General features: G+C 54.0%; 15 protein-coding genes. 3 read left to right on the top strand and 12 right to left on the bottom strand.

The window, feature by feature from the left end; translation table 11 throughout:
- Positions 1 to 119: 119 nt before the first annotated feature.
- Positions 120 to 1040 carry a glutaminase gene (locus BMX75_RS13240; protein WP_092828674.1) on the top strand — a complete coding sequence of 307 codons (921 nt, stop codon included), beginning with the start codon at positions 120 to 122 and terminating at the stop codon, positions 1038 to 1040.
- A 10-nt stretch (positions 1041 to 1050) separates the two neighbouring features.
- Here BMX75_RS13240 and BMX75_RS13235 read toward each other — a convergent pair whose 3' ends face one another.
- Positions 1051 to 1755, bottom strand: a complete 705-nt coding sequence (locus BMX75_RS13235) for an aspartate/glutamate racemase family protein (RefSeq protein WP_092828672.1) — start codon at positions 1753 to 1755, stop codon at positions 1051 to 1053.
- A gap of 188 nt (positions 1756 to 1943) precedes the next feature.
- Here BMX75_RS13235 and BMX75_RS13230 point away from each other — a divergent pair, with 188 nt between their 5' ends.
- Complete coding sequence (locus tag BMX75_RS13230) at positions 1944 to 2768, top strand: DUF1206 domain-containing protein (RefSeq protein WP_092828670.1); 825 nt, start codon at positions 1944 to 1946, stop codon at positions 2766 to 2768.
- A 15-nt stretch (positions 2769 to 2783) separates the two neighbouring features.
- On the opposite strand, the gene BMX75_RS13225 is transcribed toward BMX75_RS13230, so the two are convergent.
- The 8 genes from BMX75_RS13225 to BMX75_RS13190 form a co-directional block, all read right to left on the bottom strand.
- Positions 2784 to 3572, bottom strand: a complete 789-nt coding sequence (locus BMX75_RS13225; protein ID WP_066319148.1) for a slipin family protein — start codon at positions 3570 to 3572, stop codon at positions 2784 to 2786.
- 49 nt (positions 3573 to 3621) lie between these two features.
- Positions 3622 to 5019 carry an NfeD family protein gene (locus BMX75_RS13220; protein WP_092828668.1) on the bottom strand — a complete coding sequence of 466 codons (1398 nt, stop codon included), beginning with the start codon at positions 5017 to 5019 and terminating at the stop codon, positions 3622 to 3624.
- A 307-nt stretch (positions 5020 to 5326) separates the two neighbouring features.
- Positions 5327 to 5743, bottom strand: coding sequence for a DUF4019 domain-containing protein (locus tag BMX75_RS13215; protein WP_092828666.1), 417 nt, complete (start codon positions 5741 to 5743; stop codon positions 5327 to 5329).
- A gap of 195 nt (positions 5744 to 5938) precedes the next feature.
- On the bottom strand, positions 5939 to 6424 hold the full coding sequence (locus BMX75_RS13210; RefSeq protein WP_092828664.1) for a YehS family protein: 486 nt from the start codon (positions 6422 to 6424) through the stop codon (positions 5939 to 5941).
- Positions 6414 to 6857 carry a Replicative DNA helicase gene (locus BMX75_RS13205; RefSeq protein WP_092828662.1) on the bottom strand — a complete coding sequence of 148 codons (444 nt, stop codon included), beginning with the start codon at positions 6855 to 6857 and terminating at the stop codon, positions 6414 to 6416. The genes BMX75_RS13210 and BMX75_RS13205 overlap by 11 nt, the downstream gene beginning before the upstream one ends.
- Positions 6858 to 6905: 48 nt before the next feature.
- Entirely contained in the window at positions 6906 to 7784 is an 879-nt protein-coding gene (locus BMX75_RS13200) for an alpha/beta fold hydrolase (protein WP_092828660.1), read from the bottom strand.
- A gap of 107 nt (positions 7785 to 7891) precedes the next feature.
- Positions 7892 to 8533 (bottom strand): hypothetical protein, encoded by a 642-nt coding sequence (locus tag BMX75_RS13195; protein ID WP_217639880.1) that lies wholly within the window; start codon positions 8531 to 8533, stop codon positions 7892 to 7894.
- A gap of 42 nt (positions 8534 to 8575) precedes the next feature.
- A complete protein-coding gene (locus tag BMX75_RS13190) occupies positions 8576 to 9319 on the bottom strand; it encodes a carbon-nitrogen hydrolase family protein (RefSeq protein WP_092828659.1) in 744 nt (247 codons plus the stop codon).
- A 465-nt stretch (positions 9320 to 9784) separates the two neighbouring features.
- On the opposite strand from BMX75_RS13190, the gene BMX75_RS13180 reads away from it, so the two are divergent.
- Complete coding sequence (locus BMX75_RS13180; protein WP_092828657.1) at positions 9785 to 10981, top strand: DEAD/DEAH box helicase; 1197 nt, start codon at positions 9785 to 9787, stop codon at positions 10979 to 10981.
- A gap of 55 nt (positions 10982 to 11036) precedes the next feature.
- On the opposite strand, the gene rho is transcribed toward BMX75_RS13180, so the two are convergent.
- The 3 genes from rho to BMX75_RS13165 all read right to left on the bottom strand — a co-directional run.
- Positions 11037 to 11993: a transcription termination factor Rho gene (gene rho / locus BMX75_RS13175; protein WP_092828655.1), complete on the bottom strand. Its 957-nt coding sequence runs from the start codon at positions 11991 to 11993 to the stop codon at positions 11037 to 11039.
- A 267-nt stretch (positions 11994 to 12260) separates the two neighbouring features.
- The gene (locus tag BMX75_RS13170) at positions 12261 to 13289 is read right to left on the bottom strand and encodes a glycosaminoglycan attachment site (RefSeq protein ID WP_092828653.1); all 1029 of its coding nucleotides are present in this window, start codon (positions 13287 to 13289) and stop codon (positions 12261 to 12263) included.
- A gap of 194 nt (positions 13290 to 13483) precedes the next feature.
- The coding region (locus BMX75_RS13165) for a transposase (RefSeq protein WP_139197168.1) at positions 13484 to 13623 on the bottom strand (140 nt) is incomplete at its 5' end.

The following is a 13623-nucleotide window of genomic DNA, read 5'->3' as shown; positions in this document are numbered from 1 at the left end:
ACAGCCTATGCGCTCACAGGCGAGTTGCCGACCCGAATCTTGCTGACTGCAATAGCAGACAGTGCCCGGATTTTTCGCTAGGGTTATTGCCCGCCTCAACTGACGGTCACGATACGCCCATGCAAGCCTTGATCGACGACATTGCCGCCACCATGGCGAGCGCAGAGGAACGTGGCAAAGTAGCGGACTATATCCCCGAGCTTAGCCACGTTGACCCAAAACAGTTTGCCATTTCCCTGGCCACCGTGGATGGCAAGGTGTACTCGGCGGGCTGCGCGACCACGCCCTTCTCCATCCAGAGTATCTCCAAGGTATTCACGCTGACCATAGCGCTTGGGCAAGTAGGTGATTCGCTGTGGTCGAAAGTGGGCCGCGAGCCATCGGGCGATCCGTTCAACTCCATCGTTCAGCTAGAGCATGAAAGCGGCAAGCCGCGTAATCCGTTCATCAATGCCGGGGCTATTGCGGTGGTCGATGCGATCATGATGGGCCACGAACCCAAAGAGACCCTGGGCGAGATTCTCAGTTTTGTGCGCTATATCGCCGATGACGACAGCATCTACTTCGACCATGCGGTAGCTGCCTCAGAGATGGCCCACCGTGACCGCAACGCCTCGCTGGCGCATTTCATGAAAGCCTTTGGGCATCTACGCCACGATGTCGACAAGGTGCTGGGTACCTACTTTCACCAGTGCGCCATTGCCATGAGCTGTGAGCAACTCGCTCACGCCGGGCTATTTCTGGCATCCGATGGTATCAACAAGCCCAGCGGCATTCGGGTGGTAGCTTCCCAGCGGGCCCGACGAATCAACTCGTTGATGATGATGTGCGGCCACTACGACGCCTCCGGCGAATTTGCCTTTCGTGTCGGCTTACCGGCTAAAAGCGGCGTGGGCGGCGGCATACTGGCGATCGCGCCGGGCCACGGGGCGATCGCCGTCTGGTCGCCGGGGCTCGATGCCTACGGCAACAGCCTTCTAGGCACCCAGGCGCTCGAAATGTTTGTCCAGAAAACTGGCTGGTCGGTATTTGGCCATTAACGGCAAGCGTTCAGGCGGCCACGCCATCACCCAGCGCCCAGGCCACCGCACGCTGGGCGTGGATCTCGGTGGTGTCAAAAAGCGCGACCGGGGTATCGCTCTGGTTAATCAGCAAACCAATCTCGGTGCAGCCTAGAATCACGCCCTGCGCGCCCCGCGCTGAAAGCGTCGCCACCACGTCCAGATAAGCCTCTTTCGAGGCGGGACTGATCGTCCCCCGGCAGAGCTCCTGATAGATCACGCGGTGAATGACCTCACGCTGCTCGGACTCAGGCACGATGACCTCAATCCCCCGCGCCTCCAGTCGCTGCCGGTAAAAAGGCTGCTCCATGGTGAACTGGGTACCTAGCAGGCCAACGCGGTCTATCCCCTGCTGGGCCAGAATATCGCCGGTTGCCTCGGCAATATGCAAAAGCGGTAGGCCTGATGCCGCCTCCACCTCGGCAGCTACTTTATGCATGGTATTCGTGCCGATCACCAGAAAATCCGCCCCCGCTGCCGCCAGCGAGCAGGCCGCATTCGCCAGGATGTCCGCCATCGCCTCCCAGTCGCCCTGGCGTTGAAGCGTTTCGATCTCGGCAAAATCCACGCTATAGAGCACTATTTTCGCCGAATGAAAGCCCCCCAGTTGCTCCGCAACACCTTGATTGAGCATACGGTAATAGGTCTGCGTGGATTCCCAACTCATTCCCCCCAGCAAGCCGATGGCTTTCATGGTGACCTCTTGGCTTTTATCGTGTTTGACGACTGAAATACACGCTTGCATCTGAGCATTTATAGCGTCAAAGCAAAATGCTGTTAACGCTGCCAGCATGCTAAAGTAACAGTAGCATGAGTCCTTATCCGAGAGGGATCTCAGGGTGTTTGAGGACGTTACCCGCCATCGCCAGTCAGGAGGACACCATGGCAAGCTCTACGCCCGCACCCGACCACCGCGATGCCATCAGCGCATTCGCCCGTTTGGGCTATGCATCCCGCGGCGTGGTTTACGTTTTGGTGGGGGGATTGGCGGCGCTCACCGCCATAGATCAGGGCGGCCAGGCGGAAGGCAGCCGTGGCGCGCTGGAAGCCGCTCTGGGGGCGCCGTTCGGCAAGGTGATGCTGGGCATTATCGCCGTGGGGCTGCTTGGGTACGCCATGTGGCGCTGCATACAGGCCTTCAAGGACCCCGACCGCCACGGCACCAGCGCCAAAGGGCTGGTGATTCGCGCAGGCTTGTTCGTCAGTGCGGTTACCCACACCTTGCTGGCATTTTTTGCCGCCCGCCTTGTCTTCCGCTTTCTTTCGTCCGGTTCTTCGGGTGGCTCAAGCGGGGGCTCGGAAGGCATGGCCACTTGGCTGATGCAGCAACCCTTTGGCCGCTGGTTGGTGGCTGCTGTCGGCATCGCCATCATCGGTGCGGGGATCGCCCATGCCGTCAAAGGCTACAAGGCCAAGTTTGTCAAGCACTTCACCATGCCCTCGCGCACCCAAGCCTGGGCCTACCCGATATGCCGCTTTGGCCTGGTGGTTCGCGGGCTCGTCTTTGTGATCGTGGGTAGCTTGTTCATGATCGCCGCCTACCAGTTCGACCCCAACGAAGCTGGCGGCACGGCGGAAGCGTTTAACACCTTGCGGGGCCAGGCCTTCGGGCAATGGCTGTTTGGGTTTGTCGCCATTGGCCTGCTGGCATTTGGGTGCTATAGCGTGCTTACCGCCATTTACCGCCACGTTGACCCTTCGTTATAGCCCTATCAGAAGCGTTTAAGCGTCGTCTTTTGGCGAACCCGATGCGGGCGGCATGTGCTTGGCTTTCATGTCCTTGAAGGCTTCCATGATGTCCATGGGCAGCGGGAAGACGATCGTCGACGCGTTCTTGTTGCTCATGTCGCTCATGGTCTGCAGGTAGCGCAGCTGCAGCGCAGCAGAGTTTTCCTGCATCACGTTGGCTGCCTCGACCAGTTTCTTGGAAGCCTGCAGTTCACCCTCAGCGTGGATGACCTTGGCGCGACGTTCACGCTCCGCCTCGGCCTGGCGGGCAATGGCGCGGATCATACTCTCGTCCAGATCCACGTGCTTGATCTCGACGTTCGCCACCTTGATACCCCAGGAGTCTGTCTGAGCGTCGATGATTTCTTGGATGTCGTCGTTGAGCTTGTCGCGCTCGGAAAGCATTTCATCCAGGTCATGCTTACCCAATACCGAACGCAGCGTGGTTTGCGCCAGCTGGCTGGTCGCCTGGGTGAAGTTCTCCACCTGAATAATCGCCTTTTCAGGGTCGATCACGCGAAAGTAAAGCACGGCGTTGACCTTCACCGTGACGTTGTCCTGGGAGATCACATCCTGCTCGGGCACGTCCATGGTGATGACACGCAGATCGACCACCTGCATCTTTTGAATGGCCGGGATCACGATAACCAGGCCAGGCCCTTTTACCTTCTGATAACGGCCCAGAAAGAACACCACGCCACGTTTATATTCCGGCAGAATGCGAATGGAGGCGGCTATCAGTAACACCACCAGGACAACGGGCACTAAGTAAGATAGCAACATGGGACACCTCGTCTAGCGATTGATGTGTAACGCACTGGCGGCCAGGCGCTTACGGGGGTGATACATAGACCGTCAAGCCCTCAAGGCGCTCCACTTTCACCTCGTCGCCCTGCTTGATCAGCACATTGGTCACCGCGTTCCAGCGCTCGCCGTGCAGTCGCACGTGGCCGCGCGTGTCAAAATCTTCCAGGGCAATAGCACTTGCGCCAATCAGCTGCTCCATCCCTGTGTGGGCCGGGCGCTTGCGCAGCGTTGCGAAGCGGGTCAGCGTCCATAGCATCAGCCCGCCGGACACCAGCGCCACACCGCCAATCAGTGGCAGCGAAATGGCGAGGTACTCGGCATCCATCAGCATGATCGACCCCAGCACAAAGGCAATAATCCCGCCCACTCCCAATACACCAAAGCTGGGCATTAACGCCTCGCCCACCATCAGCGCCAATCCCACGATGATAAGCGCCAGGCCCGCATAATTGATCGGCAGCATCTGAAAGGCAAAGAGCGCCAACAGCAGCGAAATAACCCCGATAGTGCCAGGGAACAGGCTGCCAGGGCTCGAAAGTTCGAAGATCAGCCCGTAAAAGCCGATGATCAGCAGGAAGTAGGCAATATTGGGGTTGGTAATCAGCGAAAGCAGCTCTGTGCGCCAATCCGGATCAAAGCGCTCGATGGCGAGGTCGGCTGTCTCAAGCGTCCGATCACCACCCTCCATGACCACCGTCGTACCGTCTATTTGTGAAAGTAAATCGTTCAGATCCTGCGCAATCACGTCGATGACGTTCTGCTCCAGTGCCTCATTGGCGGTGAGGTTGACCGCCTCGCGCACCGCCGCTTCGGCCCAATCGGCGTTCCGGTCGTGACGCTCGGCCAGGCTGCGGATAAAGCTCACCGCGTCCTCCATGACCTTGCGCTCCATGGCACTGCTCTCGCCTCCAGATGCGCTTTCACTTTCTCTTTCAGTCTCGCCTTCCGATTGGCCTTCGACGTTGTCATCTGCTTCATCAGCGCTGCCGGGAAAGCCGGAACCGCCCATCTGCACCGGCGTGGCAGACCCCAGATGGGTCGCGGGCGCCATGGCGGCGACGTGGCTGCCATACAGCAGATAAGTGCCCGCACTGGCCGCCCGGGCGCCGCTGGGGGAGACATACATCGCCACGGGAATATCGGTATTCAGCATTTCACGGATCATGTCGCGGGTCGTGTCGACCAGGCCACCTGGCGTATCCAGTTCAACGACAATCACCTCGCTGTTCTGCTCACGGGCATTGCGCAGGCCGCGCTCAAGATAATCCTTGGTGGCGGGGCCAATGGCCCCTTCAATGTTCATGACAAGGGCATTACGCGAAGAGGTCTGCGCCGTGGCCTGCCAGGCAAACGAAAGCGCCAGCATCAACAAACCTGCCAGCGATAACCACAGCCAAGGGGATTTGTAAGAAAGGCTTCGCATGTCAGCTCTCCCCGCGCCTCGCGTCCTGAAACCATTGCCTAGCTGCCTGGGTCAGCAGCCATCATATAAGCACGCCCACCACCGGAATCATCATATACAAAACTTACACCCTGCATATTTTATGAACAAGTAATGTCGCCACATCGATATACTTTCAACATAGCACTTATGGTGGGTTGGGTAATGAGGCGAAGCGTAAACTTCCTTAGCGGGAAAAATTGACTCGATTTAGCGCCAACCTGGCATTTTTATCCCTATCGGGAAATAACGCTGATTCGCCAGGCATGCAGCGCTGGTAGCTGGCAAATCAGGGCGCTTCCACGTAATAGCTGCTAACCCGCCAGGTGCCGTTTTCAAGGTGAGGGGTAACGGTCTCGAGCCGACGCCCACTGTTCTCGAAGCCGGTTTGGAAGGTAAAGACGATATAGTCGCCGCTCGGCGCACCCGGCATGGACGTCTGGTGGCTGGTACGAATGCGCTTGCGCGAGGCCACCTCACCAAAGTCCCGGCGTACAAGCTCAATGGTGCGCGCCAACATACCTTGTGAAAGCGGCGCTTTTAAGATCGGCGACGAGGTCTCCCAGGCTTGTTCATAATTACCGTTATCGATCGCTTTCAACCAGGCAAGCGCAGCGGCCTCCGCCTCATTGGCAGTATGGGCCATTACATGCGTACTGAAAGACAGCAGTACGGCCGTGATAATAAAGCGCAATATGTTGGGCATGGCGGGCTCTCATGACGTTGGGTGACGGTCGTGCATGTTCGTCGTATAGAGAGTTATCGGAAATAGACGGAGTTTCTTTAGCGCGCATCTTTACAAGGGCAGCGCCGCCAGGGCTTGAGGCAAACAGAGCAAAGCGGAGTGCCCCGCCTTCTTACCTTTACGAAGGCGGGGCACTGCTGGCGTGAAGGGCTTCTTTCAGACTTCGGGACTAGCGTCTTCAGAACTGGGCCGCAACTGGCGCTGAATGCCGAGCAGGAAATTGCGCAGCATCTGATCCTTGCACTCACGGTAATTCTTGTGGCTTGGCTTGCGGAAAAAGGCGCTGAGTTCATGATGGCTCAACGGCAGACCGACCAACTCAAAAACTTCCAGCACATCATCCGCTTTCATGTTCAGCGCAATGCGCAGTTTCTGGAACACCATATTATTGTTCAGTTGCGCTTCCGGCTCGGGCTGGGGTCCCTCGCGCTTGCCACGCTTGAAACTGATAAACCCGTTCAAGAACGCCGCCAGCTCCTTGTTCTTCATCGTGACAAAGGCATCATCTTCATCCTTTTTCAGCCAGGCGGCGACCTGCTCGCGGGTCACGCTGACCTCTGCCAGGGCGAAAATATCCACGATGGTGCTGTCTTTTAAATCGAAGGTGTAGCGGATGCGGCGAAAAATATCGTTATTGGTCAAAATGGGGTTCCTGGCCGGTAGTTAGTTTTTCAAGAAGTTCATCGATGTCGGCTTTCAGCTCGTCATCTTCAATGCCCTGCGCGCTGGTTTTGGCCTGTCGCAAACTGGCGATAGCCGCGTCGGTCTTGCCTGCCTCAGCTTGCAACATCGCCATGGAAAAACCAATGGAAGCCTGATGGTCGTTGGAATCAATGGCGTTGGCCTTTTCCAGGGCCTTTTCGTAGCCCGCCAGCGCGTCTTCCAGCTCTTCGGTAAAGTCCGCAAGGGTTTCCCATTGTTCCGGGTGGTCTTTATCGGTGTTCTCGTTATCGATGCAGATTGCCCGCAACTCGGCATACAGCGCATCAAATGTTTCTCTGTCATCCTTGGCGGCAGCCTTCATCAGCTTTTCAGCCAACTCGTAAACCGCCTTGTATATCTTGGTGTTGATCACAGTTTATTACCTTTTCTATTACCTGGATTCATAGAAATTCAGATCCGCCTATTCACCAAAAAAGTTGCGAAGGGCGGCGGCGCATGCGTCCGGTTCTTCTTCGGCCACGAAATGCCCGCAGTCTAGAGCGACTTCCTGTACATCATCAGCCCAATCACGCCAGACGCTAAGCGGCGACTCAGCTTGCCCGGCGAGGAAGCCCCTGCCCCAGACAACCAGCATCGGGCATTGAATCCGACGACCAGAATTGCGATCCGCCCGGTCATGTTCCAGGTCAACCGTAGCCCCTGCGCGATAATCCTCGCACGTTGCCTCAATGACAGAGGGCTTATTAAAGTGGCGAATATACTCGGCTAGTGCAGGAGCAGTGATAGCCTCCACTCGCCCTGCCCACTGCGCCAGTAGGTGACGCAAATAAAATTCGGGATCGTGACCGATCAACCGCTCGGGCAAGGGAGCCGGCTGGGCAAGAAAGGGCCAGTGGTAGGTGCGCATGGCGACATCTTTGTTCATCCGTTCCCACACCGCAAGGGTTGGGACGATATCGAGTGCGGCAAAACGCAGGACCCGCTCGGGATGATCAAGCACGAGCCGATAGCCCACGCGTGCGCCGCGATCATGGCCCGCGAGCAGAAATTGCTCATACCCAAGCGCCGACATGACCTCCACCATGTCTTGGGCCATGGCGCGCTTGGAATACCCTTGGTGCTCTGGATCGGGTTCCGGCCCCTTGCTCTCTCCGTAGCCCCGCAGGTCGGGTATCACGAGCGTAAAATGGTGGCGTAGCTGCGTTGCCACCGCATGCCACATCACGTGATTTTGAGGGTAGCCGTGCAACAGCAAAAGCGGTGGACCAGATCCGCCGCGACATACAAATATCTCGGCGTCATCGGTTTGAATACGGCGCTTCTCAAAATCGTCAAACATGGTCGCGATACCCCGCACTGGTGGTGTTTTTCATGACGCCAGCAGCCCGCCCGGCTGCTGAAAGAAGTGAAGCCGTAACGGAAAAGCTGCCACAGAAATTGCAGCGATTATATTTTGAGATTGTTCAAAAAATGACTGTATAGGTAGGCATGATCATCGCTATGATTTTGCTCTCCGGGCTTTGTTAACATTCCTTTTGGCGGAATGTAACTCGATATACATTTCTCAGGTTGCGGGCTCCAACGAACGTTCACCGCTGCTAACTTCGGAAAGAAATATAGTGAGGAATATCCAGGAATATTGTCGTGAATCCACCACGCCAACGCCTGCCAATCTCCCGTTTTTTCGTAATAGTCAACAAACGAGTTAACGACTATACAAGCCGTTGCCCCAATGTTGCCGTCCTTGTCTCGATAATCCCAAATATGGTGAGCATAGTTTGAAGCGTTGCTAGAGCAGTTATACTGATTTTTGTTTTCGGCCCCTTTTTCGTTTACGGCGGGTGACCGATACCCCGACCTGATTGAAACGCGCCCCAACGCCTTCTGGATCGGTTCCAGAACGTGCTGACACAAACCTCTACCAGCTTCTATGGCAACATCAGGATATTCCGGGATATTAGGGATGCCCTCGATTTGAGAAATCTCCGAATACAGAAAATCTCTCATGAAAAAGGAGTCTGACAAACGCACCCGGCCAAGCTCCTCAAGTTTTTTTACGGATTGCGGTGTCCGCAAATCAACCTCCATATCAAATCGTTAATAAGCGTCTGAGGCGTCACTTTCTGGCCGCTAAAGCATCATATTAGCAAGTTGCTTAACACTAGCACGCCCGCTAACGGTGTCCAGCACTACCAGCCCTTCCGACTCGGCATCCATCTGCGCAAGCAGTTCTCCATGCACGTTCAAAGCGGCCGACTGGCCTACGCTGATAAAATCATCGCTCGGCCCGACACAATTTGCCATGATCACACTCATATGATGATGGCGCGCGACGGCGGGATAATGCGCCATGGCCTTGTCCAGACCACCTGCGGGTTTGGCAACGCTGGCCAAGTACAACTCGGCGGACAAGGCAGCCACCTCATCTGCATGGCTCATTTGAAGCGACTCGTAACAGATAGCCGGAGCCAGTTTGCAGCCGTCCCTCTTCAATACACGTTGTTCAGAGCCTGGCACAAAATAGGGGTACTCATCGGGGTGCAACTGTTGTTTAGAATAAAAGCAACGTGCCTTACCCGGCGTGAACCACACCATGCCAATCTGCACGCCCTCTTCAACGATGATCGGCATACCAACACCGATAAGTAGATTGTGTTGATCGCTCCATGCCTGGAACACATCAAGCCGGTGATCGTTTATATCGACAGCCAGTGAATCAGCAAGGCGCGGCTCAAAACCCGTTAGCGAAAGCTCAGGGAAGAATACGACATCTGCTCGCTGCGCAACGGCAAGCTCGATGAGTTCAAGATGCTTCGCGCGGTTACTCGCAAAATCACCCGCGATGGGTCGAAGCTGAGCAGCACACACCTTCATCGTTGAGCTCCTATCGGCGTCAGCGTCTGTATTCCGTGTTTGCTAAAGCATTGTGCAGTCCAGAACCAACTTATTCTGGAACGCTTCCCGTACGATATAGTATTAACAACTGCGCGATAACCTGACGGGCTGCATCAGCTGTGGCTGCCTGAGCATGACCCGTTGCCCGCTCTATAACCCAGACGACATACTGGCCGAATCAGGTAGCGGTGCGGTGCTTCTGGATCAGGCTGAGCAACGGGCTCGGGTGGATCGATAGACCGCTCAACGTGCATAAGTCGGCCTTGTGCTGATTAATGTCAGAATCGTAAAGCCAAAGATGAGCCTCTAACGCCACAATCAAGGGGTGAGATAGCAACACTACGACGCTGATTGGATAATTCAAGAAACGAACGGCGGCTCTCGCGCTATACTGCACCACTTTTTATTTTCGACACCCCTCACGACTTTCTGTCAGAGCGCCTTATGCCATTTGCAAAACTAGGATTATCCAGTCCTCTTGTTCAAGCGATTACCGAGCTGGGTTACAAAACGCCAACGCCCATCCAGGAACAAGCCATTCCTGTCATTCTTTCGGGTAACGACTTAATCGCCACCGCACAAACAGGAACAGGCAAAACCGCTGCCTTTGTGCTGCCTCTGCTGGAACAGTTCAGTAACGCGGAAACCTTGCGCGGCAAACGCATACGTGCGCTGATTCTCGTGCCGACCCGTGAGTTAGCGGTTCAGGTCGAAGCCAGTGTGGCTCAATACGCTAAGCACACGACCTTAACCTCGATGGCCGCGTATGGCGGCGTGGATACCGCGCCGCAAAAGGAGCGTTTAATAGAAGGCGTGGATATTCTGGTCGCTACACCGGGCAGACTGCTCGATTTGGCGCATCAGCGAGCGCTGCACTTTGATGAGCTACAAGTGATGGTGTTGGACGAAGCGGACAGAATGGTCGATATGGGTTTTGTCGATGATATCCACAAAATCATCGTGCGCCTGCCTGAAAACCGTCAAAACCTGTTGTTCACGGCCACCATGACCAATGACGTTCGCGCCATCGCCCACGCTTTTTCAGACAGCAAGATGACCAACCTGGCGGCTGACATCGCCATTACGCCCAACGTCCGCGCCGCCGCCACGATCAAACAGTGGCTAATCACGGTAGACAAAGACACCAAGTCCGCCTTATTAAGCCATTTGATCAACGAGCAAGCGTGGGATCAGGCGCTTATTTTTGTCGAGAAAAAACACAGTGCGGCCAAGCTGGTTGCCCAACTGGAAAAACGCGGCATCGCAGCGGATTCCATTCATGGCGGCAGAAGCCAGGCCATGCGCGAACAGGTGTTAACTCAGTTCAAAACGGGCGAACTCAAGTACCTGGTGGCCACGGGGGTCGCCGCCCGAGGGTTGGATATTGGTGAACTGAGCCGTGTGGTGAATTACGATTTACCTTTCCAGCCCGAAGAGTACATCCACCGCATTGGCCGAACCGGCCGTGCGGGTGCCTCAGGTGAAGCCATCTCCCTTGTAGACATCAGTGACTTTAAAAATCTTTGTGCTATTGAAAGGCGATTGAAAAATACGATTGAGCGCAAAGAAATTGCAGGCTTTCCGGTTAAAAAAGCAGTGCCCGCGTCAAACATAAACCATAGTAAAAAAAGCACTCGTTAATACTTACCAAAAATCCCACCTCTTAAAAACAGGTGGGATTTTTATTATAGACATTTCAGGAGGCGGGCAAAAACGCATCCAACAGCTCGGCATTAGTGGGATACTTCTCCAATAAAGCAAGCAACTTCTGAGCGCCTTCTACTGGTTTAAGGGTTGTCAACGCTCTACGCAATGCCCTTACTTTTTCAATATCTTTTGCATCAATCAAAAGCTCTTCTCGCCGGGTACTGCTTTTGGCAATATCGATCGCCGGGAAAATCCGTTGATTTGCCACGTCGCGGGATAACACCAGCTCCATATTACCCGTGCCCTTGAACTCCTCGAAAATCACCTGATCCATACGGCTTCCCGTATCCACCAGCACGGTGGCCAGAATGGTGAGCGATCCGCCGTTTTCGATCTTTCTCGCAGCGCCAAACAGTTTTCGCGGTATTTCCATCGCGCGGGAATCCAGCCCACCTGACATGGTGCGACCATTGCCCCGCTGCTCAGAATTATGAACCCGCGAGAGCCTGGTCAGCGAATCGATCACGATCATCACATCATGCCCCTCGCCTGCCTGCTTACGCGCCGTCTCAAGCAGCTTATCGGCCATACGCACATGGTGAGTGTAGGTCTCGTCTGACGACGAGGCATGTACCTCTGCCGACACACTGCGCTTAAAATCCGTCACTTCTTCAGGCCGCTCATCAATCAGCAAGGCATACAGCTTTATGTCAGGATGAGCCTCGGCCACGGCCTGACAGATATGTTTTAGCATGGTCGTTTTGCCAGAGCCCGGCGGCGCCACAATCAGCCCACGCTGCCCCATACCAATAGGCGTAATCAAATCCATCGCCCGCACGGTACGCTCTTGAGAACCAGGCACTAAAACAATGCGCGGAGAAGGATGAATAGCGACGCCATTTAAAAAACGCTTTTCGGGATCATTTGGGAATTGGTCTTCCACTTCGTCGGCGGGCTTGGCGTCTGCCTGTCTTTTTGTTTTCAAGCCTAGTGTTTTTCTGGTCATAGTATTGGTGGATTGCCTTGTATAAACTGGATTAATAGAATAGCTGCAGTGCTTTGAAAATGATATTGGTCTTGCGGGTACGATGCCTTTAAAACTCTACTGGTGGTTGTGGACGAGAATTATAAGTTCACTCGGAAGAAGAAACTGGTCAAAGTAAGGACAGTTCTGGCATTTCGGAAATCATAGGGATCGTAAGTCCCTGCTAACGCGGGCGAAGTTGAAGCGCAAGGGAAACTTTTTCCATGTTTGTTAGGCATCCAGCCTACTTCACTCTTTAGCTGGCTTTATGGACATTAACGAGCGCATAAGTAAAAAATCATCGGGCGCTTCGAAATCCAACTCACCGTCGTCCCTCACAAAGCCTTGAGCCAACCTCTCGTGACTCAATGTGCCAGGCTTTAGGGGATTATTAGCAAATGGATTGTGTAATATGCACAGGCCATCTAACAGATGCTCATAGTACTCTGATTTTTGAGTATGCTTAATAGTAGGATGAAGTGAGCCAGGGTTAGGGTGATAGGTCGTATACATAGTCATAGCTGTTGGATTTTCAGCAACGGCTCTAACCTTTCCCCATGTGGCAAGACTACTAAAAATAACAGCGCTTACGTCCGAATAATTAGGTGAACAAAAATACCCTAAATCAATATTTACATTATCATTCTTTACCACACCATCAACGTTGTAACTAATCATCTCAGGTGAGCCAGTTTCAATAGTTTTCATTTCATCGTGATACAGCCCATAAAGCGCACTAATGACAGGCCTCATAGCTGACATATGAGAAAATGGACGATCAAATGAAGCGATTGCAATAATAAATGGTTTATCTTGAGCTTGAGGAAGCTTTGAATAGCGCTCTCTCAGCTTCCTAACCTTTGAGGTAAAGCTATTACAGAACCGAATAGTTGCTTCTTGATTGAAACGATTGAAGTCGTCCGGCATAGAGTCCATAGAGTAGCCATGAGGTGGCTTTTGCCCATGAGCGGGAGCAGAAATCGTAGCTTCAATACAGAACGGCTGCTCCGCATTTACCACAAAATCTGGAGCGTCGTATTTAAAGTCGACTGAGACTTTTATCTCTTTAAGAAACGCATGAATATAAAGTTCCCATAAGCAGGGTTCGAAACTGGTTTGAAATTCATGGCAGAATTTACCATCTCGATCTTCGAAGCCCCTAGACCAGTCTAGGAGAACCTTTCTTTCAGCTTCATAGTCACCATCCCGGATCATCTTGTAGATAGGATGTTGAGCATCTATTTTCGCCACATCAGTAAATAGTGGTAGCTCGATCATAATTTATGCCCTAACGAGGCTGTAGAAAACCCGATTTCGAGCACTTCTATCGCCTGGCGTCCTAATTTTTTGGCTCAACCAGCCACCTGGCTGAGTCATACTAATATTGGCATTCAGCCACTTGAGCGCCCAGCCAAAGCGCGTTAAATACTGTATTTTGCGCTCACAAAGCAACATCACCCGCTCAAAGCCCCTCATGAAGCGGCCAAGTGACCATAATTCGCTAACTTCTCAATATTGTGCACCATACAGTAGAGCTTCCACTGACCTTGCACCTTCTTCTTGCCCCGTAGGCTGAAGCGGCTCAGCCTCTTCGTCGTGCCAATATTACCGA

The sequence above is a fragment of the Vreelandella subterranea genome, assembly GCF_900111305.1.
GTDB lineage: Bacteria > Pseudomonadota > Gammaproteobacteria > Pseudomonadales > Halomonadaceae > Vreelandella > Vreelandella subterranea.
Note: the sequence above shows the minus strand (reverse complement) of the source record. Positions and strands in the feature narration are given on the sequence as shown.

Bases quoted from the DNA above. Each gene is read 5' to 3' on its own strand.
- BMX75_RS13240 (WP_092828674.1), top strand. From the start codon at position 120: ATGCAAGCCTTGATCGACGACATTGCCGCCACCATGGCGAGCGCAGAG.
- BMX75_RS13235 (WP_092828672.1), bottom strand. From the start codon at position 1,755: ATGAAAGCCATCGGCTTGCTGGGGGGAATGAGTTGGGAATCCACGCAG.
- BMX75_RS13230 (WP_092828670.1), top strand. From the start codon at position 1,944: ATGGCAAGCTCTACGCCCGCACCCGACCACCGCGATGCCATCAGCGCA.
- BMX75_RS13225 (WP_066319148.1), bottom strand. From the start codon at position 3,572: ATGTTGCTATCTTACTTAGTGCCCGTTGTCCTGGTGGTGTTACTGATA.
- BMX75_RS13220 (WP_092828668.1), bottom strand. From the start codon at position 5,019: ATGCGAAGCCTTTCTTACAAATCCCCTTGGCTGTGGTTATCGCTGGCA.
- BMX75_RS13215 (WP_092828666.1), bottom strand. From the start codon at position 5,743: ATGCCCAACATATTGCGCTTTATTATCACGGCCGTACTGCTGTCTTTC.
- BMX75_RS13200 (WP_092828660.1), bottom strand. From the start codon at position 7,784: ATGTTTGACGATTTTGAGAAGCGCCGTATTCAAACCGATGACGCCGAG.
- BMX75_RS13195 (WP_217639880.1), bottom strand. From the start codon at position 8,533: ATGGAGGTTGATTTGCGGACACCGCAATCCGTAAAAAAACTTGAGGAG.
- BMX75_RS13190 (WP_092828659.1), bottom strand. From the start codon at position 9,319: ATGAAGGTGTGTGCTGCTCAGCTTCGACCCATCGCGGGTGATTTTGCG.
- BMX75_RS13180 (WP_092828657.1), top strand. From the start codon at position 9,785: ATGCCATTTGCAAAACTAGGATTATCCAGTCCTCTTGTTCAAGCGATT.
- rho (WP_092828655.1), bottom strand. From the start codon at position 11,993: ATGACCAGAAAAACACTAGGCTTGAAAACAAAAAGACAGGCAGACGCC.
- BMX75_RS13170 (WP_092828653.1), bottom strand. From the start codon at position 13,289: ATGATCGAGCTACCACTATTTACTGATGTGGCGAAAATAGATGCTCAA.